General features: G+C 46.0%; 18 protein-coding genes. 12 read left to right on the top strand and 6 right to left on the bottom strand.

Annotated elements, in window-relative coordinates; all coding sequences use genetic code 11:
- Nucleotides 1–67: 67 nt before the first annotated feature.
- A complete protein-coding gene (locus QD47_RS01620) occupies nt 68–1,078 on the top strand; it encodes an MBL fold metallo-hydrolase (RefSeq protein ID WP_044644480.1) in 1,011 nt (336 codons plus the stop codon).
- 113 nt (nt 1,079–1,191) lie between these two features.
- On the opposite strand, the gene isdG is transcribed toward QD47_RS01620, so the two are convergent.
- The 4 genes from isdG to QD47_RS01600 are packed head-to-tail and all read right to left on the bottom strand — an operon-like array spanning nt 1,192 to nt 4,320.
- The gene (gene isdG / locus QD47_RS01615) at nt 1,192–1,548 is read right to left on the bottom strand and encodes a heme oxygenase (protein ID WP_044644479.1); all 357 of its coding nucleotides are present in this window, start codon (nt 1,546–1,548) and stop codon (nt 1,192–1,194) included.
- Between the two features lies 1 nt (nt 1,549).
- The gene (locus QD47_RS01610; protein WP_044644478.1) at nt 1,550–2,341 is read right to left on the bottom strand and encodes an ABC transporter ATP-binding protein; all 792 of its coding nucleotides are present in this window, start codon (nt 2,339–2,341) and stop codon (nt 1,550–1,552) included.
- On the bottom strand, nt 2,338–3,336 hold the full coding sequence (locus tag QD47_RS01605) for a FecCD family ABC transporter permease (RefSeq protein ID WP_044644477.1): 999 nt from the start codon (nt 3,334–3,336) through the stop codon (nt 2,338–2,340). Before QD47_RS01605 ends, QD47_RS01610 begins: the two co-directional genes overlap by 4 nt.
- Before the next feature lie 3 nt (nt 3,337–3,339).
- Entirely contained in the window at nt 3,340–4,320 is a 981-nt protein-coding gene (locus QD47_RS01600) for an ABC transporter substrate-binding protein (RefSeq protein WP_044644476.1), read from the bottom strand.
- A 397-nt stretch (nt 4,321–4,717) separates the two neighbouring features.
- Here QD47_RS01600 and isdC point away from each other — a divergent pair, with 397 nt between their 5' ends.
- The 8 genes from isdC (at nt 4,718) to QD47_RS01560 (ending at nt 15,838) form a co-directional block, all read left to right on the top strand.
- The gene (isdC, locus tag QD47_RS01595) at nt 4,718–5,233 is read left to right on the top strand and encodes a heme uptake protein IsdC (RefSeq protein WP_044644475.1); all 516 of its coding nucleotides are present in this window, start codon (nt 4,718–4,720) and stop codon (nt 5,231–5,233) included.
- A gap of 71 nt (nt 5,234–5,304) precedes the next feature.
- A complete protein-coding gene (locus QD47_RS01590) occupies nt 5,305–5,772 on the top strand; it encodes an NEAT domain-containing protein (protein ID WP_044644474.1) in 468 nt (155 codons plus the stop codon).
- A 32-nt stretch (nt 5,773–5,804) separates the two neighbouring features.
- Complete coding sequence (locus tag QD47_RS01585) at nt 5,805–6,302, top strand: NEAT domain-containing protein (RefSeq protein WP_044644473.1); 498 nt, start codon at nt 5,805–5,807, stop codon at nt 6,300–6,302.
- A gap of 93 nt (nt 6,303–6,395) precedes the next feature.
- Nucleotides 6,396–11,066, top strand: coding sequence for an NEAT domain-containing protein (locus QD47_RS01580; protein ID WP_052646705.1), 4,671 nt, complete (start codon nt 6,396–6,398; stop codon nt 11,064–11,066).
- Nucleotides 11,067–11,224: 158 nt separating this feature from the next.
- Complete coding sequence (gene isdE, locus QD47_RS01575) at nt 11,225–12,160, top strand: heme ABC transporter substrate-binding protein IsdE (RefSeq protein ID WP_044644472.1); 936 nt, start codon at nt 11,225–11,227, stop codon at nt 12,158–12,160.
- 14 nt (nt 12,161–12,174) lie between these two features.
- Nucleotides 12,175–13,158 (top strand): FecCD family ABC transporter permease, encoded by a 984-nt coding sequence (locus tag QD47_RS01570; RefSeq protein WP_044644471.1) that lies wholly within the window; start codon nt 12,175–12,177, stop codon nt 13,156–13,158.
- Nucleotides 13,148–13,951 carry an ABC transporter ATP-binding protein gene (locus QD47_RS01565; protein WP_044644470.1) on the top strand — a complete coding sequence of 268 codons (804 nt, stop codon included), beginning with the start codon at nt 13,148–13,150 and terminating at the stop codon, nt 13,949–13,951. Before QD47_RS01570 ends, QD47_RS01565 begins: the two co-directional genes overlap by 11 nt.
- Before the next feature lie 258 nt (nt 13,952–14,209).
- A complete protein-coding gene (locus QD47_RS01560) occupies nt 14,210–15,838 on the top strand; it encodes an ABC-F family ATP-binding cassette domain-containing protein (protein WP_044644469.1) in 1,629 nt (542 codons plus the stop codon).
- Nucleotides 15,839–16,016: 178 nt separating this feature from the next.
- Here QD47_RS01560 and QD47_RS01555 read toward each other — a convergent pair whose 3' ends face one another.
- Complete coding sequence (locus QD47_RS01555) at nt 16,017–16,202, bottom strand: hypothetical protein (protein ID WP_044644468.1); 186 nt, start codon at nt 16,200–16,202, stop codon at nt 16,017–16,019.
- Nucleotides 16,203–16,729: 527 nt separating this feature from the next.
- Here QD47_RS01555 and QD47_RS01550 point away from each other — a divergent pair.
- On the top strand, nt 16,730–17,599 hold the full coding sequence (locus QD47_RS01550; RefSeq protein WP_044644467.1) for a cation diffusion facilitator family transporter: 870 nt from the start codon (nt 16,730–16,732) through the stop codon (nt 17,597–17,599).
- A gap of 191 nt (nt 17,600–17,790) precedes the next feature.
- Nucleotides 17,791–18,960 carry a C40 family peptidase gene (locus QD47_RS01545; RefSeq protein WP_044644466.1) on the top strand — a complete coding sequence of 390 codons (1,170 nt, stop codon included), beginning with the start codon at nt 17,791–17,793 and terminating at the stop codon, nt 18,958–18,960.
- 139 nt (nt 18,961–19,099) lie between these two features.
- Here QD47_RS01545 and QD47_RS30430 read toward each other — a convergent pair whose 3' ends face one another.
- Entirely contained in the window at nt 19,100–19,267 is a 168-nt protein-coding gene (locus QD47_RS30430; protein WP_044644465.1) for a DUF1328 family protein, read from the bottom strand.
- Between the two features lie 260 nt (nt 19,268–19,527).
- Here QD47_RS30430 and QD47_RS01535 point away from each other — a divergent pair, with 260 nt between their 5' ends.
- Nucleotides 19,528–20,049: a DUF948 domain-containing protein gene (locus tag QD47_RS01535; protein ID WP_044644464.1), complete on the top strand. Its 522-nt coding sequence runs from the start codon at nt 19,528–19,530 to the stop codon at nt 20,047–20,049.
- The last annotated feature ends 10 nt before the right edge of the window (nt 20,050–20,059 follow it).

The raw sequence follows: 20,059 nt of genomic DNA, 5'->3' as shown, positions 1-20,059 counted from the left end.
ATATATAAATGAATTGAACCGTTTCGGTTTCTTTGGAGAACGGGTCCATCAGGGGAGGAGTTACATCATGCCCAAAGTTCGTTTTAACAACATGGATCATGTCAACACGGATAAAACACTCAAGCAATTCAGACAATGGCGGCAGGAGCGCCGCAGCAAAACGAAGGATTATACGTTCGTTGTTCCGAATCATCCCCCGGAGCTGGAGTTTTTGCACAGTAACCGGGAAACGACGACGGCGACTTGGGTGGGGCATTCTACCTTTTTCATCCAGTATCTTGGACTGAACATCGTTACGGATCCGGTGTGGGCTGAGCGTATGGCTTTCGACAAAAGACTGGCTCCGCCCGGCATCCGCATTCAGGATGTACCGCCGTTGGATATCATTCTGCTGTCTCATTCGCATTATGATCATTTGCATATGGAATCGTTGCGCAAATTGTATCGTGCAGATACGCTGATGCTTGTACCTTCGGGGTTGAAGTCGAAAATGGTCCGCAAAGGCTTCCGTAACTGCCATGAGCTGAAATGGTGGGATCATTTTACGGTAGGCGGGGTGCGCTTCACATTTGTTCCGGCCCAGCATTGGACGCGGCGTACGCCGTTTGATACGAATACTTCGCATTGGGGAGGATACGTGCTGCAAAGTGAGCAGCAGGTGATCAACTCTGCCACGTCCGTCACAGAATCGCATACTCATTCTATTTCAGATACAGCAGCTGCACCGACGTTGTACTTTGTGGGAGATACCGGGTATTTCCGTGGCTTTAAGGAGGTTGGCGAGCGCTTTGACATTGACCTGACCTTTATGCCGATTGGTGCGTATGAGCCGGAATGGTTCATGACCTCGCAGCATGTGACACCGGAGGAGGCGTTGCAGGGGTTTGTGGATTGCGACGCGGATCAGATGATCCCGATGCATTACGGAGCCTTTAAACTGGCGGATGATACGCCGAGAGAGGCGCTGGATCGTCTCGAAGCGGAGCGTGAACGCTTGGGTATCGCCAAGGAGCGCATTCATATACTGGGACACGGTGAGACACTGAAAATTCAAAGCCGCTGTTCAACTATAATCTGAGGATTCCATATAAAAAGCGACTCTGCGGACAAAGGTATGCGGAGTCGCTTTTTATGGTTGTTTTGTATGAGTGAAAAGGTACAGGCAGACAAGTCTGTCGCTGTGTTACAGGATTAAACCGCTTCGGTATCGTTCACCAGAAAGGAATCGGAATCGGTGTTGGTAATGGGATGCCGCACGATTTTGACTTCATAAAACGTAATTTTATTTTCTAAAATATAGTCCGGAATTTGGCGGTGGCTGTGTGATTCACGGAAAGCTTCGCTTTTGGTCCAGCCTTGGAAGTTCTCTTTTTCCTTCCAGCGTGTGCTAATCGTTACTTCATCATAATCTTTTGTGTTTTCAGTGAGCAGTACTTCCAGACCTAGGAAGCCTTCCATTTTCTCCACTTTGCCTTCTTTGTTAAAGCGTTCGATGAGCAGGTGGGCATTGCCCGGGGTGATTTTAGATGTGTTTGTAACAATAACCATATTAAATTCCTCCTGAATGATGTGGTATGGTCGGTATAATGACCGGATAGCCACCCTCAAATTTGATTGTAGCGTTCATTTCATAAATGTCGCGAAGAAAAGCAGACGTCAAAATCTGACGGGGTTCGCCAGCCATGGCGATTCGTCCCCTTTTAAGCGCAATCATATGATGACAATAGGCCGCAGCTTGCTGCAAATCATGCAGTACCATAACAATCGTCAAGCTGGACTCGTGATTGATACGCCTCAGCATATCCATAACCTCAAATTGATGGGCGATATCCAGAAAAGTGGTAGGTTCATCGAGCAAAAGAATGCCCGTTTGTTGGGCCAAAGCCATTGCAATTCGCGCTTTTTGTTGTTCACCTCCCGATAGAGTATGGAACATCCGATCCGCATAGGGCTTCATGCCTGTGATTTCCATGACATGGTCCACAATATGCTGATCCTGTCCGATATGCCGTGTCCTCAAGCCTTTGACATGAGGGGATCTTCCGTAAGCGACCAGCTCACGAACTGTTAATAACGGCAGCATATCCTTCATTTGCGGCAGCATTGTAATCGTCTGGGCAAAATCACGCCGCTTGTACTCCTGCACGGGCTTGCCCAGTACAGAAACCTGTCCCTGATCCTGCTTGAGCAGCCTTGTAATAATCCGCAAAAGCGTGGATTTGCCCGAACCGTTGGGCCCGACAATTGCGGTGAGCTGTCCGGCAGGCAAGGTAATGTTTACATCGTCCAGCTTGAAATACCCGCGCTGTAAGGAGATATGTTCACCCTGAATGGCTGTCATCCGAAATTCCCCCGTTTCTTGAGCAGGATTAAGAAGAACGGCGCTCCGATGACGGCCAGCAAAATACCTACAGGCAGTTCAATCGGATCAAACCAGGACCGTGCCACCGTATCTGCCAGTACGACCAGTGTCCCGCCGCCCAGAATGGAAAGGGGAAGGAGGAAACGGTAATCCTCCCCGATCAGCAGTCGGATGACATGAGGAACGACCAGTCCTACAAAACCGATCGGCCCCGCTACACTGACTGCCGTACCGGCGAGCAGGGCAGAGAGCAAAATAATGAGCAGTCGCTGAAGCTCTACACGCTGTCCGAGCAGTTGAGCTGAATCGTCGCCCAGTAGCAGCAAATTGGCAGGCTTGATCGCAAACAGGGAGGCGATTAAGCCAATGATGGCGTAAGGCGCCATGAACTCCAGATGATGCCAGCTTCGTCCGTTCAATCCGCCGGATAGCCAAGGGAGAACCGCTTGCACGCGGTCGCTGTACATGACCATCACGCCGTTCATGACCGCGCCCAGCAGTGCGTTGATTGCAACACCCGCTAATACGATTTTGATGGGAGAGGCTCCCCGATCCCAAGCCAGCAGGTAAATGGCAACGGCAGTCAGGAAGGCTCCCAAAAAGGCAGTTACCGGAAGAAGGTAGCTAAGCTGTGGAAGCATGACCATCGTGATGACCGCAGCGAGTCCGCCACCAGCTGATACACCAATAATGCCGGGATCAGCCAGTGGATTTTTCATGACTCCCTGAAGAAGTGCTCCCGCAGCTGCCAGACAGGCTCCTACGAGCAGACCCACTAATACTCTGGGCAGCCGGAGATCCATTAGGATCGTGCGATAGGTGGAGTCATCATTATGTAGCAAAACCTGATTGATTTCTCGTAGTGGAATCGACACCGATCCGTAAGCCAGGCCGTACACGGATACAGCTAACAGCAAGATCGGAAGCGTAATCCAGGCGATGGTGCGTCTTCTGGCGCGTTGTAGTTTGTTCATCGCTTATTTCGCCGGATACAGCTTTTGGTGCATCAAATCCAGTGCCTCAGTAACCCGTGTGCCCGGATTTGTTCCGAACAGATCGGAGGGTAATACTTCAACCTGATTGTTTTTGACCGCCTTGATTCCGCTCCAAGCTGCATTTTCTTGCATTTCCTTGATAAATGCGGCTTTGACCTCTTCCGTATTGCCGTGGGTCATAATCAGGATGTAGTCAGGGTCGGCCTGTACGATGCGTTCCGTGTTTAGCTGCGCGTATTGCGGGAAATTTTGCAGGCCCGGAAAATCAGCGGCAATATTAGCACCGCCAGCCATTTCCAGAATATTTCCGCCTAATGAATTCGGCAATGCCGCCATATATGTGGCCGGGGCTCCGTAAACAAGCAGCACTTTAGGTTTGGAGGTAGAGGCTGTTTCCTTTTGTAATGTGGCTACCTGTTGGTCAATTTGCTGATTCAATTTCACCGCCTGAGCCTGCTTTTGCAATAATTGCCCGAAGAGTGTAATTTGCGACTGAATATCTTTGACTGAATTGGCCCCTGTCAGCAGCAGCTGTGAACCGACACCTTCAATAGATGGAATGTCCTTCTCATTCATAGGGTAATTGCCTAATACGACATCCGGTTTGAGCATCGTAATTTTCTCCAGATCGACCTCATGAGTAGAGCCTACTTGTTGAACGTTTTCAGCAGCAGGCACGACGGAAGGTCCATTCGAGTTGGGTCTGCCGACGGCTGTTCCGCCCAAAGCATATATAATATCCAGATCGCCATTGCTGAGCGCAATGATATGTTGAGGGACACCTTGGAACACCAACGTCCGTTTTGAAAAATCAGTAACCTGAATCGCCGCACCGCTTGTTGTGCCGGAAGTGGCAGATACAGATGCAGTAGTTGGTTTGTGATCTGCGGCTGGAGTACCATTACTACATCCGGTAACTGCCAATAAAAGCGCTGCGGATGACCACAACACATAAGATTTCATGTCATTCCTCCTGCAATTTTAAGTTAAACAATAATGATAATCATTTTCATTTATGTATAAGAGAATGATAATGAATATCAATAGGAATTGTCAATTGAAAAAACCAAAATTTTAAATAATTTTTTTATTGAAATGGAGAGGAGGGGATTCTTGGTATAGAGGAAGGTGTCCTAAATTTTTCTTAAAAAATAGCATATATCAAGGGTTATATACACGCAAATACATATTGACATATTCGAAAAGTGTAAGATATATTGGTGATGGGTTCACTTGGCTTTGCGAATTTCTGGATGGGAAGGTGGGGAGAAAAAGCTCAAGAAGAGCTATTTTTTTTAAAATTCAATTGAGAATGATAATCAATTAACTTATATTCTCGTGGGGAGGGACTGCTGTCAAAATGAGGAAGGGTTATTCTGCAATGATTGCTGTGTTTCTGCTGGTCAGTGTGCTGAGCTTTTGGCCAACTTCATCATCTGTGGTAGCCGCTACGGCTTCTACAAAATTGGCGGATGGTACATACACGCTTAAATACGATATTCTCAAGGCCGAAAACGATTCTGTATCCATGGCTAATGATTATTTTGAGAAGCCAGCCAAGTTGTATGTGAAAAAAGGCCAAATGACCATGCAAATCAAGCTGAATCACAGCGAATGGACAACCGGGTTTAAAGTGGATTACAAAGGCAAAATCATCGACACAAAGGTCATTCATAAGGATGCCAAAACGGATACCCGTACTGTACAATTTCCAATTACAACTGTGAACAGCCCGCTGATTTCAAAAATTCATGTTACCGTCCCTGCGTATAACTACGATCATGACTATACCATTCGCTTCGCTTTTGATTCCAAAAGTGTCAAAAAAGTAGCAGTTGTCCAGTCTACGAAATCAACGAAATCTTCTAAGAAGTAAATTCAAGCAATCTTATCGTTCATGAAATCAACATAAATTCAAGCATAAAAAATGGAGGAGTGTGTGTAGATATGAATATGGTAATGAATCGCTTTGAACAGTTTTCTTTCAAAAAGGTACTCGTGGCATTGATCATGACAGCGCTTGTTTTTGCAGTTATTGCTCCATTCTCAGCTAAAGCGGCAGCAGCCGATGGCACGTATGCAGTCAACTATAATGTTCTGAAAGATCAAACGAATGAAACCTCCCGTCTGGACAGCTATTTGACGAAACCAGCTCAGGTTATTGTAGCTAATGGCAAAAATGTTGTTCGTTTGACTGTGAAAAGCAGCAATCTGATCACAACGTTCAAAGTGGAACAAAACGGCGTACTGCAAGACGCGACTGTGGTAAGCACAGATACTGCCAACAACACTCGTGTAGTAGAATTCCAAGTTGCTGACCTGAATGCTAAAGTCAACGCTTACGCTGAAATCACCATTCCAGTCATTGGCTACACAGGCAAGTATGATGTACAACTGCAATTCGACGAAATCTAATCCAAAATAAAACGTAAAAGGAGAATGAGAACATGAACATGATCATGAACCGTATGGAAAAATTGTCTTTAAAAAAAGTGATGCTTACTGTATTGATGGCTGCTCTGGTATTTGTTGTACTAGCTCCGTTTTCTGCAAATAAAGCGAATGCGGCTTTGCCTAACGGTACGTATCAGTTACCTTATACGGTTTATAAAGATGGAACCACTGAAAAATCCTACATGGATACCAATGGTTATGTTAAAAAACCTGCTACTTTAATTGTTTCTAATGGTCAAAACAAAGTTAGAGTAGCTATTACGAAGAGTGCTTGGGTAACTGAGTTTAAAACGCAACAAAACGGTCAATATGTGAATGCGACTGTGGTAAGCACATCAGGAGATACAAGAATAGTAGAGTTCCCTGTAAGTAGCTCATCCCAAAAATTGAACGTTAAACTGCATGTAAGTGTGCCTAAAGAATACACTGGTGGTATTCCATACGATCATGATTATGTGGTTCAATTCCAATTTGACGACAGCGATATTTAAGGTTTTTTTGTAAAAATATTGATTTGAACTGAATACTCATTTGGAGTTTCAAAGCTCCAAATGAGTATATTTTAAGTAGGGGGATACATCACTTTGAAAAGCCGATTCAACAAATATTTTACGACATTTGCCACTATTATAATGTTGTTTTCTTTATTTTCCCCGTATGTACTGGCGGCGTCTGAGGATGAGTCATCTCAAACTAATCAGTCTAGCTCCAGCACTACAGTAACTAGTGCAACCTATGCTACCTATGAGGAAGCACCTAGCACATATACCGGACCTACTAATGCCACAACGGCTACCTATGCTGATGGGGAATATCTTATCGACTACAAGCCTTTAAAAAAGACCTCTACTGGAAGCACTCGGGATTCGAGTTTTAAAACGAACTATAACTTCCCTGGGGATTTGACAATCCAAGATGGAAAATATCATTTTTCATTTAAGTTTGCGGAGGCTCAAGGTCTTTCGAAATTTTTAGTAGAACAAAACGGGGAAACGGTTCCCGCAAAAATAGAAGTAGATTCCGGAAAAACTTCGGGAACTGTAAGTTTCGATGTTTATGATTTTCATCAAAATGTAAATACGGAGTTTGGATTTAATAGCAGTTCTCCATGGTATGTAGATACCGATCCGGACTATTCGGTGAAGGAATGGATTGAGTTTGATCCTTCCAGTCTGAGACTTAAAAACTCAACGGAGAATCCAACCGTTCCACCAGTAACGCCTCCTAGTGGAGGAGAAAAGCTATCCGATTTGGACTTTTTCCTTTTGAAGGATGGAACGGGTGAAAAGTCTACGATGGATGGGTATACGGAGAAACCGGGTGCTCTGATTAGACGTGACGGTAAACAATATGCCCAATTTACATTGAAGAACAGTAAGCAGATTGATGGCTTCAAGGTAGAACAAAATGGGGTGTTAACGGACACTTCCGTAGTAAGTGAAGATCAAACTGCGAATACACGAATGATTGAATTTGAAGTCCAGGAACTGCCTGCCAAGTTGAACGCATGGGTAAGTATCAACTGGCCGGAGGTAAACTATGTAGGCACCTACAATGTAGATCTTCAGTTGGCTGCAGTACAGTCACCATCAACTTTGGCAGATGGAACATACTCCATTAACTTCAATGCTCTGCATGCTACCAAGGATCAAGCTTCGGCAATGGCGCAATATCTGTTGTCTCCGGCGACTTTGACGGTAACGAAGGGTCAATATGAGGCTTCTTTTACCATCAAAGACAGCACGACAGTGACGGAGTTCAAAACAGAGCAAAACGGAACGCTAACGGATGCAGATATTGTAAGTGAGGACAAGACAGCCAATACTCGCATTGTGAAATTCAAGGTAGCGGATTTGGACGCTATTCTGAATGCACAAGTACATGTAAGCACAAGTTTTCAAGGAACTGTGTATGAAATGGATCATAAGATCCGTCTCCAGTTCGACAAGAGTAGTATTACTGAAACGGGTACATCTCCTCCAGTAACGAGTTCTAGTTTGAACTTCACCCTTTTGAAGGATGGAACAGATGAAAAGTCCATGATGGATGGATATACGGAAAAACCAGGCGTTTTGGTTGAACGTGATGGTAAGAAGTATGTTCGTTTCACCTTGAAAAACAGCAAGCAAATTGATGGCTTTAAAGTAGAACAAAAGGGAGTATTAGCGAATGTTACCACGGTAAGTGAGGACAAAAATGCTAACACGCGCGTTGTTGAATTTGAAGTCAAAGAAGTGCCTGCCAAGCTGAACGCATGGGTAAGTATCAATTGGCCTGAATTGAACTACGTGCAGACGTATAATGTTGATCTTCAACTGGGTCCTGCAACCTCATCAGGCTTGGCCGATGGAACGTATTCGATTAAGTTCGATACGCTTCATGCAACCAAGGAAGAAGCATCTTCGATGGCAAGATACCTGGTGTCTCCTGCAACATTGACGGTGCAAAAGGGTAAGTATGAAGCTTCCTTTACTGTTAAAGACAGCACTACAGTAACGAAGCTGAAAACGGAACAAAATGGAACTTTGACGGACACGGATATTGTGAGTGAGGATAAAGCAGCGAATACTCGCGTAGTGAAATTCAAAGTAGCCGATTTGGATGCCGTTTTGAATGCACAAGTGCATATTAGCACGAGTTTTAATGGAACTCCGTATGAAATGGATCATAATATTCGCCTTAAATTTGACAAAAGTAGCCTGCCAGGAACGGACAATGGTTCAAATCCGGTAACATCAAATCTGGACTTCACGCTGTTAAAAGACGGTTCAAGTGAAAAGTCCATGATGGATGGATATACGGAAAAACCAGGTACTCTGGTTGAACGTAGTGGCAAGAAATATGTACAGTTCACTTTGAAAAACAGCAAGCAAATTGATGGCTTCAAAGTAGAACAAAACGGAGTGTTGACCAACGCGATCGTAGTAAGCGAAGACAAAACGGCCAATACACGTGTCATTGAATTCGAGGTTAAAGAAGTGCCTGCCAAGCTGAACGCATGGGTAAGCATAAACTGGCCTGAATTGAACTATGTAAATACCTATGATGTTGATCTCCAGTTAGGAGCGGCAACAACCCCGGTTGACCCTGGAACGCCCGGTACGCCCGGAAAGGCCTTAGCTGATGGAACTTATTCAATCAACTTCGATGCATTGCATGCAACGAAAGATCAAAAATCAGCAATGGCGCAATATTTGTTGTCTCCAGCAACATTGACAGTATCGAAGGGTAAGTATGAAGCTTCCTTTACGATCAAAGACAGCGCCACAGTGACGGAGTTTAAAACGGAACAAAACGGAACGTTGACGGATGCAGATGTCGTAAGTGTGGACAAGAAAGCCGACACTCGTGTTGTAAAGTTCAAAGTGGCAGACTTGGACGCTATTCTGAATGCACAGGTCCACGTAAGTACGAGCTATAACGGAACGGTTTATGAGATGGACCATAAGATTCGTCTTCAATTTGACCGTAGCAGCATTGCGGTTAATGGAACGGATGGCGGTACAACTCCTGGGACTGAGAACGGCAGATACAGCATTGATTTCTCCGTGCTCAAAAATGGAAGCAATGAAATATCTGTAATGGATGGCTATATGCAAAAACCAGCCACTCTGTTGAAGCAATCCGGCAAAAATTTGATCCAGATCAAAATGGACAAGAGCAGCTGGATTAAAACATTCAAGGTAAACGGTGCAGAGGCTCAGGTTATTGATCAATCGACCTCCGCAGATACAAGAACCGTCCAATTTGAAGTCGCAGATCTATCGGATAAAGTTATGGTTAATACACATGTCATTGTACCGGGTCTGGATTTGGGTGGCATCCCTTATGACCACGTATATGATGTGCAGTATCAATTCGAGCCTGCTACCATTCGTAGCTTTGTCGAACCGTCCTCTACAGGAGCGGCAGATCCAATCGTGAAATTGGATTTTGACAAGCTCGCTAATGGTAAATATGTTTTGAAATTCAGTATTGTTTTAGCGGATGGAACAACAGGAGAGAATTCTCCGGCTCAACGCTTTATTGCCAATGAACCAGCGCAATTGGTCGTGGAAGGCGACAAACGGTTTGTAGGTCTGAAGCTGCAAAACAGTAATGAAGTGAAGGCATTGCGCATTTGGGATAACGCAAGCGGAGGCTACAAAGACGCAGAAGTGACCCAGGAAGATGCAGCAAGTAATACAAAGAACGTTCGTTTTAGCGTAAGCGACTTTAAGAACAACGTAAAAGGCCAACTGGTTGTTTACGAAGCTCCGAAGGTAGCGAGTGCTGCTCCGATGGTCTTCAAGGCTGAGGATCGTGTGGAGAAGGTATACGATTTTGAATTCAAATTCAATACTAGCGATGTAACGTATTACAACGATAAAAAGACAGGCGAAGTTGAAAAAGGGAAAAGCAATTTAGCCGATGGAGAGTACACAGCGAACTTCCGTGTGCTGGCGAATGGAACGGACAAGGATTCTCTTGTGGCTCCTTTTGTACAGAGTCTGGCGAAGCTGGTTGTGAAGAATGGCAAAGTGCAAGCACATCTGACCGTGACGGACAATCAGGCTTTGAAGTTGTTCCAAACGGACTTTGAAGGCCGTTATGCCAATCCAACCGTTGTTGGTTCCAACACGAAAGGTGACACGCGCACCATCGCTTTTGAAGTGCCTGATCTGGACAAAAAGCTGAGTGTGTACACACAGGTATACTTGCCTGAGAAATTTATTTTGAATGAAAAATTCGGCGGACAAATTCAATTTGACCGTGCATCGCTTAAAGGTGAGGGAGTCAATGCAGCTACAACCGCACCAGCTGCTGAGCGGACAGCAGAAACGCCAACACCTGTGGCTGAAACGAAACCTGTAGTGGAGCAACCAGCTCAAACAGTCACTTCCGAGAAGCAATACACGATCAATTACAACGTATTTAAAGATAAAACGAGCGAAGCTTCCGTCATGGATGGATACCTCAACAAGCCTGCTACATTGATTGAAAAGGGAGATAAGCGTTATATTCAAGTCACTTTGAAGAATAGCTCTTGGATGCCTGTTCTACAAGTGGAGCAGAATGGTAGCCTGAAAGATGTAGAGGTCATCTCGACATCTGGCGATACGCGTGTCGTTCAATTTGAAGTAGTGGACTTGTCTCAGAAAATCAGTGCCTACACACACGTCATTGTACCTGGTTTAGTTCTTGGCGGCGTGCCATATGATCACTGGTATACAGTTCAATTCCAGTTTGATGAAGCGAGTCTGAAAGCAAAATAACATCAGGTCGCAGTAGCATCAAACCTGCTCAAATAACAGAATAGCTTGTATGCAAGCAAGTCTTGGTGCCCTGGCATCAAGACTTGTCAGCATTTCATTACCCGAAAAGTTGAGGCTCATGATGCTTCTATATTTTGAATTGAGGTGATTTGGCTTTCATGAAACGATATACAGCTGTGGTACAAGGGAAATCGTTCTGCTTTTATATGTTGATAGGTCTGGTGCTTTTGTTGCTCGCCGGATGCTCGGGAGGGGTGGCGGCCGGAGAGAACGATAATGAAGGTGCAAAATCGGTGGCAACGTCTGGCGATAAAGCACAATCACGTATTGTCGCTACAACGGTAGCCATTACGGAAATTACGGATGCGCTGGGCCTGGATTTGGCAGGCAAGCCGACAAGCACGAAAGTGCTGCCTGACCGTTACAAGGATGTCCCTGATGTGGGCAATCCGATGAGTCCTGATATGGAAAAAGTGATGTCGTTGAAGCCGACGGACGTACTGTCGGTTACGACACTAAAATATGATCTGGAGCCTAAATTTAAGGACATGAAGATCAATGCCGAATTTTTGAATTTTGAAAGTCTAGCGAATATGCAAAAAGAAATTCAAAAGCTGGGAGATACGTTCGGCAAAGCCGAAAAGGCAAAGGAGATTAATGGAGCTTTGGACGCTAAAGTAGCCGAGATTCAACAAAAGATCAAAGGGAAGAAATCCCCTAAAGTATTGATCTTGCTGGGGGTACCGGGAAGCTATCTGGTGGCTACCGAGCATTCCTATATTGGGGATCTGGTTAAAATTGCAGGCGGGACGAACGTAGTCCAAGGTGAGAAGGTTGAATTTATTGCCCACAATACAGAAGCCTTGCAACAGTCCAATCCGGATATTATCTTGCGTGCTGCACACGGGATGCCGGATGAAGTGGTCAAAATGTTCGACGAAGAGTTCAAAACTAACGATATTTGGAAACATTTTAACGCTGTGAAAAACGGACACGTCTATGATCTGCCAGAGCCGCTGTTTGGAACAACAGGAAATTTGGCGGTAAACTCGGCGCTGGATGAGCTAGTGAAAATGTTGTATCCTTCGAATTAAAGGAAGCTGATGACATGTCGAAAAAAGGTTGGAGCTTTATCGTAGTAATCGCCTTGCTCATCGGTGTCATTTTCTATTCAGCGATGACAGGCAGTCTCAAGGTGAATTTGAGTCAATTGGTGACCGGATTGTGGACAGGTACGGATGATCAGGTGAATGTGGTCAAGGATTTGAGACTACCGAGAATTATCGTAGCCGTGATGGCGGGAGCCACGCTTGCGGTGGCGGGTGTTTTACTGCAAGCTGTGATGAAAAACCCGCTGGCTGATGCCGGGGTTATCGGTATTTCTTCGGGGGCGGCTCTGGTTTCGCTGATTGCAGTTACGATCTTTCCGGCGCTCTATTTCTGGATGCCTTTCTTTTCTTTTATCGGTGGTGCGCTGGCCTGTCTCATGGTTTACGGATTTTCATGGAAATCCGGCCTGCATCCGATTCGTCTGATCTTGATGGGGGTCGCTGTGAATGCGATTTTTTCGGGTCTGGGACAGTCGTTTAATTATCGGGGGAGTTATGCGGTCACCAGCATTAATCAGGTTACAACCTCAACCTTGTCCATGAAAAAATGGGTCGATGTCGAGGTTATTATGACCTATGGCGGGATTGGGCTGATTTTAGCCATGCTCGTGTTTTCCTGGTGCAATTTTTTGTCTCTGCAAGATAAAACAGCTAAAAACCTGGGATTCAGTGTGACGCGTGCGCGTCTTTTAATTTCCGTTATTGCTGTGCTGCTTGCAGCAACGGCTACAGCTATTGCTGGAGTTATTGCCTTTATCGGCCTGCTCGTTCCGCATTGTGCCCGCTACTTGGTTGGTTCGGATCACAAGTGGCTGATTCCGTTTTCCGCCTTATGCGGGGGGTTGCTGCTACTGCTTGCGGATACACTGGGCCGGACAGTGCTTGCTCCCAATGAAATTCCGGCTTCCATTATTATGGCCGTCATTGGCGGGCCGTTCCTGATATTCCTGATCAGAAAGGCGGATCGCACCTATGGACATTAAGGATATTACCTTTTCATATGACCGGAAAACGGATCGTCTTCACGCCATCAATGCTGTCATTGAGCCGGGACGGATTACAACCATCATTGGTCCCAACGGCTGTGGCAAATCGACGCTGCTTAGCGTCATGTCGAACAATGCGACTCCCCGCCTGGGTCAGGTGATTTTGGACGGTAAAGAGATTGCCCGATACAAGCCCAAGGAGCTGGCCCGTCAACTGGCGGTGGTTCATCAGCAGAATGAGGCACCCTCTGACTTGACCGTAGAAAAGCTAGTCAGCTTCGGAAGGCTTCCTCATAAGAACATGTTCACAGCGAGACGTGACGAAGACGAGCAGGCGGTTGAATGGGCGATAGCCTGTACGAATCTGGAGGAACGCAGAACACGCACGCTGGACCAGCTATCCGGGGGAGAACGGCAGCGTGTATGGATTGCAATGGCCTTGGCACAACGGACACCGATTTTATTTTTGGATGAGCCGACCACTTATCTGGATATGTACTACCAGCTTGAAATTTTGGAACTCATCCGGCAGTTAAATCAGGAACACGGCCTGACGATCGTAATGGTGCTGCATGATATCAATCAGGCTATTCGTTATAGCGACGTTATGATTGCCATGAAGGAAGGGCGCATTATAACGAACGGTCCGCCCGCTAAGGTCGTCACATCCGATATGATCCAGGCAGTATACGGCGTGGAAGTAGTCGTAAGACATGACGCTGAGGCGGGAATGTATCTTATTCCGATAGGTGTGGGAGCTTCCGTACATTTACAAGCACAGGGAGTGTAGATACTGCCTACTGAATGGCTCGTCTGTCTCCTGGTGGCATCGAATCTGGAAACAAGAAAAAATGGTTCTGGCCCGCGTTTTTGTCAGGAGACAATCGTGGGGACGGAAGCATTTTTTATTTTATTTTCAAAATATTGACGGAGGTTTCAGGGTTGTTCGGTTGACACACGGTTCGAATCCGATCCGTTGTGTGTTATACTATTGCCGTCGGTAATTTTGTGATTAGCACTTTACTAATGATAAGGATGGTATGCTCATATGATCAGTACAAGCGGCGTAACGCTTCGTTATGGTAAACGCCCACTTTTTGAAGACGTAAATATCAAATTTACTCCTGGGAACTGCTACGGCCTGATTGGGGCAAATGGCGCGGGCAAATCTACCTTTTTGAAAATTCTTTCCGGTGAAATTGAAGCCAATTCAGGTGAGGTTCACATGACACCGGGCGAACGGATGGCAGTGCTCAAGCAGAACCATTACGAATACGATGAATTTCCGGTTCTGGAAACCGTTATTATGGGCCATACGCGTCTGTATGAAATCATGAAGGAAAAAGATACACTGTACGCTAAATCGGAATTCACAGAGGCAGACGGCCTGCGTGCCGGCGAGCTTGAAGGTGAATTTGCGGAGCTGAACGGATGGGATGCCGAGCCGGATGCGGCTTCCTTGCTGATCGGTCTTGGTATTCCGCGTGATCTGCATGACAAGAACATGTCTGAGCTGAGCGGTAATGACAAGGTACGTGTTTTGCTGGCTCAAGCGTTGTTTGGTCGTCCGAACAACTTGCTGCTCGATGAGCCTACCAACCATTTGGACCTCGAATCCATTCAATGGCTGGAAAATTTCTTGATGGACTATGAAGGCACCGTCATCGTCGTATCCCATGATCGTCACTTCCTGAACAAGGTATGTACACATATTGCGGATATTGATTTTGGCAAAATCCAGATGTACGTCGGCAACTACGACTTCTGGTATGAGTCCAGCCAGCTTGCGCTTGCCTTGACTCGTGATTCCAACAAGAAAAAGGAAGAGAAGATCAAGGAACTGCAAGCCTTTATTCAGCGCTTTTCCGCGAATGCTTCCAAGTCCAAACAGGCTACTTCACGTAAAAAACAACTGGATAAAATTACGCTGGACGATATTCGTCCGTCGAACCGTAAATATCCGTTCCTGAACTTCAAGCCCGAACGCGAAGCGGGCAAACAACTGTTGACGGTAGACCGTCTCAGCAAATCCATTGAAGGCGAGCAAGTGCTGAATGAGTTCAGTCTGGTTGTGAACAAAGGCGATAAAATCGCGTTTGTCGGCCCGAACGGTTTGCCTAAATCAACGCTCTTTCAGGTATTGATGAACGAAACTGAAGCGGACAGCGGTGAATTCTCTTGGGGGATTACCACCACTCAGGCTTATTTCCCGAAAGACAATTCCACCTATTTTGAAGGTGTGGATATGAATCTAGTAGAATGGCTGCGCCAATATTCCAAGGACCAGGACGAAACGTTCCTGCGTGGGTTTCTGGGGCGTATGCTCTTCTCAGGTGAAGAAGCGCTCAAGAAAGCAAGCGTGCTGTCCGGGGGAGAGAAGGTTCGCTGTATGCTGGCCAAGATGATGCTCAATGGCGCCAATGTGCTGCTGCTGGATGAACCGACCAATCACTTGGATCTGGAATCCATTACAGCGCTGAACAATGGTCTGATCGACTTTGACGGTACCATATTATTCACATCGCATGACCATCAGTTCATTCAAACCATTGCAAACCGCATCGTGGAAATTACGCCGAACGGTGTAATCGACCGTACGATGAGCTATGATGAATACTTGGAAAACGATGAAATCACGAAATTGCGTGAAAGTATGTATCCGGTAGAAATCGTCTAAAACCAGCTAACCTTCAGTAAATCGATAAATAAAAAAGAGGAGCTCCTTCAGGCCATTTATGATGGCGGGGGAGACTCCTCTTTTTCGTTTGCGCCATTACCAATGGCTCACACCGTCAGGGCTACAGGGCGAAGATAATTCTGCCTGAGTCCGGTGCGGTATAGCCTAATGGGTTGGCTTATGATCCGCCTGTACGACGGCGTTGGTTGTTCGGCTTCTTCGTATTTTGGCTTTTCAGTGTTTTGGCGGAACCGCCTTGAAAGCCGCCCTGCTGTGAAGCGCCGGACTGCTGGTTTTTTTGTGCCAGCTTTTCCCGAATGGCATCTGCGAGATTAACTTTACGTGGTTCATTAGCATCGCTCATGAATAAATTCCTCCTGTTGCCGCCAAATTCATGTCAATCATGCTGGATTGAAGGAAAACGCGGCTGTGTCCCCATTTTATACGTTTTTAAAAGATGGGACAAGGGCAACAATGATAACAAAACGATGGGGCGGACCGAAAGAGGGGATGCCTATTTTTTGCATAAAGGAAAAAAAGTTTTATATACCCCACAGGAATGGGCCTTGGCAATACTTTTTCGTTGTTCCTACAGCGATGCGGAGCGGAAAGACTGTTTCTCTAGACCCACACAAACATGGTCTGTTATCCTGAAAATAACCGTTACCCAACGGCAAATGGTTATTTTCAGGGCAGCTAAGCTGCTTGTTTAAAGGGTCACTGTATAGGGCAGCTAAGCTGCTATTTTTATTTTTTAGGTTTGCAAAGTTTTTTGGGCTGGCGCAGCATGAAATGGTATAAGTGTTTATCCTGACTTTTATGGTTCTCCCGTGACTATGGTGGTGAGAACGTTCTGTCGGGAACTCTAATTTTGAAGGAGTGTCCCCCGTTGTGGTGAATGTGTATGATGAAATACGAAAAGGTGAGCGAGGGGCATGGGTGAGCATTATCGCCTACCTTTTTCTGTCTGCCTTTAAGCTGATTAGTGGATATATATTTGCTTCCAGTGCGTTACTGGCCGATGGATTTAACAATGTCACTGATATTGTGGTGTCCGTTGCCGTACTGATCGGTCTGCGTATATCTCAAAAACCGCCGGACTCCGACCATGCCTATGGACATTTTAGAGCAGAAACAATAGCGGCATTGCTGGCATCCTTTATTATGGCTGTCGTCGGTCTTCAGGTGCTTATTGACGGGATCGGAAGTATTTTCAGAGGTGGCAAGCAGACGCCTGATGTTACTTCCGCAGGAGTAGCGGTAATATGTGCAGTCATTATGCTGGGAGTATACATGTACAACAACAGACTGGCCCGGAAAATTAACAACAAGGCGTTACTGGCGGCAGCGAAGGATAATCTGTCAGATGCGCTCGTCAGTATCGGTGCAGCGGTTGGTATTATCGGGGCACAGTTTGGATTGCCCTGGCTGGATACGGTTGCGGCTATAGCGGTAGGATTCATAATCTGTAAAACGGCGTGGGATATTTTCAAGGACTCTACACACAGCCTGACGGATGGTTTTGATGAGCAGGAGCTGTCAGACTTACGCAGCACGATTGCTCATATACCCGGAGTAGAGGGGATTCGTGATGTAAAGGCACGGGTACACGGCAATCATGCTTTGGTGGATGTTGTTATAGAGGTGAACCCGCAACTCAGCCTGATTGAAGGACATCGGATCAGCGACCGGATTGAGGAACGCCTGCAAGAGGTTCATAATACGATGCATGTTCATGTCCATGTGGAACCCAAATTATAGATTATTTATTTAATAATTAGTGTTAAAAATGACTTTAGACCTATGCATAAAAGGTGTATACGCTGCCTTTTGTGACGTTTGGATTATATCTCTCTTCCTGTTGCTTTTACTATAATGAAAGCATGTCCGGCTATATTCGTCGGAATTGGACTTGCTCTTCAAATTCGTAAAAACAGCCAGGAGGTGCAACATTGAGAAGACGCGTGATGGGAATGCTCATGACGTCAGCCGCGCTGTTGGCAGCAATTCATGTGGCGCCGGGTCAGGTTGACGCAGCGGCATCGACAGCATCTACGGGACAGAAGGCGGTTATTCAGGCGGCTGTAAAGCTTAGATCCGGCCCTTCGACTACGGGAGATGTAGTCAGCTTTATGAAGCAGGGAGAGGCCGTAACGGTATTGGAGAAAACAAACAGCTATTGGTATAAGATCAAGACGTCTGATGGGGTAACTGGATACACAAGCAGCTCCGACAAGTACATAAAAGTAGGCGCTACCAGCGTCGCTGCTGCTGTCACCGAGCCTGCCGTCCGTAAGCCGGAAGCCAAAGAATCGCTTAAAACTAACAGTTCAGCCAAAGAGGCTCCAGCCTCAGTGAATAGTTCTGCCGGTCAAACGAAAGCTACGATTCAAACGTCCGTTCGTTTGCGGGCGGAGGCATCCACTTCATCCGAGGTTTTGGGCTTTTTGAATGCAGGAGATATCGTCACCATTACAGATCCAAGTAACGCCTATTGGTTTAAGATTACCAATGCTGATGGCACGGTGGGCTATGTCAGCTCGTCTCCACAGTATATTCGTATTGGCGAGGGCGTTGTTGTGCAGCAGCCTGTGGCTGCTCCAGTAACATCTGCTCCTGACACTACCGTGATTCCTGCTGCAGCATCTCCTGCGGAAGCCATAAACTTGCCTTCTGGTGACGCAGCGGCTGCCATTGAACAGGTTATTAACACAGGGATGACTTATCTCGGTACTCCATATGAATACGGTTCGGATCGTAATAGTACGGTTACTTTTGATTGCTCGGCATTTACCCGTCAAATTTTCCGTCAGGCTGCAGGTATTCAGCTTCCGGCGGATTCACGTTCACAGGGTGAGTGGATCAAGCAGAATAGTCAGCCAAACACAGACATGACCACGCTGAAGCGTGGCGATCTGCTTTTCTTTACTAATTACAACGCGTCTTCAGGGGCGTATACGTCCTTGGATAATTCCTCCCAAACGATTACACACGTAGCTGTATATCTGGGAGACAACAAGCTTCTTCATACGTTTTCTGTAGCGGGTGGCGGTGTGAAAGTTACGGATTTCAGCAAGCCTTGGCAGGATCGTTTCCTGTTCGGGGGTAGCGTAATCCAATAAAAGCGCCATTAGCCTTAAAAAATTACGCATCAAAAATAGGATGTTCCACAACCCTGTAATTGGGGCGGGAACATCCTATTTTTAAAGCTATATAATGATATATCTTCACTACACTTGATTCAGACTTCTTCTATTACGCCTATGACGCTCGTCTTCTTCCGGTAAAGAGTGAAACGACGAACAACACCAGAAATAACACAAACAATATTTTGGCGATTGTAGCAGCTATGGATACAACGATACCAAAAAAACCTAAAATCCCGGCGATCACGGCAAAAACTAAAAATAAAGCGGACCATTTCAGCATGTTCTGCATCCTCCTTCAATTGTATATAATGTGGCATACTCACGCCCGATAGAGCATGGCTGCGAATGATGGCTGAATCATTTGAATCTTTCGTGTCTGTGCCATCGTTATATGTTGTTTTAAACCGTGCCCCAATCCGTGAAACATAGCGTAAGGAGTGGAGGAAAAGCGAGCTGTGACGTTGTTTCGTGTCTGAACGTAAGGGGTAACTATGCAGTAATCATAAACATCATCGTGAAAAACGAAAGAGGGGTTAGGCCATGTTAACACAGGTCAGTATTTTTATTATCGCTATCGCATTTGCAGTTCTCGTTATTTTCCTCATTAAAACACTTAAAGCAGCACAAGGCTCTCTGGAAAAGGTAACTCAGACTCTCCAGGATGTACAAAAAACGGTAGATGAACTGAGCTATGAAGTAAAGCAAACGGTTCGACATGCCAATGACATTACCGCAGACGTTGATCATAAATTGAAGCAGGTGGAGCCTGTGATGGAATCGGTTAGAAACTTGGGCGAGGTGCTTAACGAAGTCACTCTAGCTGCGAAGCAGGCTTCCGCGGCATTAATCGCCCGGTTTCAGAAGCCACATCATACAGTGGATAAAAAGACAGGTACGGAAACCGCGATCAAGTCAGCTTCTTCGAACAGGCCATTAACTTCAACGGAACGGACGGTTCAGAGCTACAATGCGACCTACGAGGAGCCTGCGGCAAAGCCGGCCAAAAACTGGTTGGGTTATGTAGATATCGCTGCCGGGGTGTGGCAGAAAATGCGTCAGTAGCATAGTGGCT

The organism is Paenibacillus terrae (assembly GCF_000943545.1).
GTDB classification, from domain to species: Bacteria; Bacillota; Bacilli; order Paenibacillales; family Paenibacillaceae; genus Paenibacillus; species Paenibacillus terrae_A.
The sequence above is the reverse complement of the archived record's forward strand: the minus strand, read 5'-3'. Positions and strand labels throughout refer to the sequence as shown.

What these genes read in the sequence shown, in the direction of transcription:
- QD47_RS01620 (WP_044644480.1), top strand. Translation starts at nt 68, where the DNA reads ATGCCCAAAGTTCGTTTTAACAACATGGATCATGTCAACACGGATAAA.
- isdG (WP_044644479.1), bottom strand. Translation starts at nt 1,548, where the DNA reads ATGGTTATTGTTACAAACACATCTAAAATCACCCCGGGCAATGCCCAC.
- QD47_RS01610 (WP_044644478.1), bottom strand. Translation starts at nt 2,341, where the DNA reads ATGACAGCCATTCAGGGTGAACATATCTCCTTACAGCGCGGGTATTTC.
- QD47_RS01605 (WP_044644477.1), bottom strand. Translation starts at nt 3,336, where the DNA reads ATGAACAAACTACAACGCGCCAGAAGACGCACCATCGCCTGGATTACG.
- QD47_RS01600 (WP_044644476.1), bottom strand. Translation starts at nt 4,320, where the DNA reads ATGAAATCTTATGTGTTGTGGTCATCCGCAGCGCTTTTATTGGCAGTT.
- isdC (WP_044644475.1), top strand. Translation starts at nt 4,718, where the DNA reads ATGAGGAAGGGTTATTCTGCAATGATTGCTGTGTTTCTGCTGGTCAGT.
- QD47_RS01590 (WP_044644474.1), top strand. Translation starts at nt 5,305, where the DNA reads ATGAATATGGTAATGAATCGCTTTGAACAGTTTTCTTTCAAAAAGGTA.
- QD47_RS01585 (WP_044644473.1), top strand. Translation starts at nt 5,805, where the DNA reads ATGAACATGATCATGAACCGTATGGAAAAATTGTCTTTAAAAAAAGTG.
- isdE (WP_044644472.1), top strand. Translation starts at nt 11,225, where the DNA reads ATGAAACGATATACAGCTGTGGTACAAGGGAAATCGTTCTGCTTTTAT.
- QD47_RS01570 (WP_044644471.1), top strand. Translation starts at nt 12,175, where the DNA reads ATGTCGAAAAAAGGTTGGAGCTTTATCGTAGTAATCGCCTTGCTCATC.
- QD47_RS01565 (WP_044644470.1), top strand. Translation starts at nt 13,148, where the DNA reads ATGGACATTAAGGATATTACCTTTTCATATGACCGGAAAACGGATCGT.
- QD47_RS01560 (WP_044644469.1), top strand. Translation starts at nt 14,210, where the DNA reads ATGATCAGTACAAGCGGCGTAACGCTTCGTTATGGTAAACGCCCACTT.
- QD47_RS01555 (WP_044644468.1), bottom strand. Translation starts at nt 16,202, where the DNA reads ATGAGCGATGCTAATGAACCACGTAAAGTTAATCTCGCAGATGCCATT.
- QD47_RS30430 (WP_044644465.1), bottom strand. Translation starts at nt 19,267, where the DNA reads ATGCTGAAATGGTCCGCTTTATTTTTAGTTTTTGCCGTGATCGCCGGG.
- QD47_RS01535 (WP_044644464.1), top strand. Translation starts at nt 19,528, where the DNA reads ATGTTAACACAGGTCAGTATTTTTATTATCGCTATCGCATTTGCAGTT.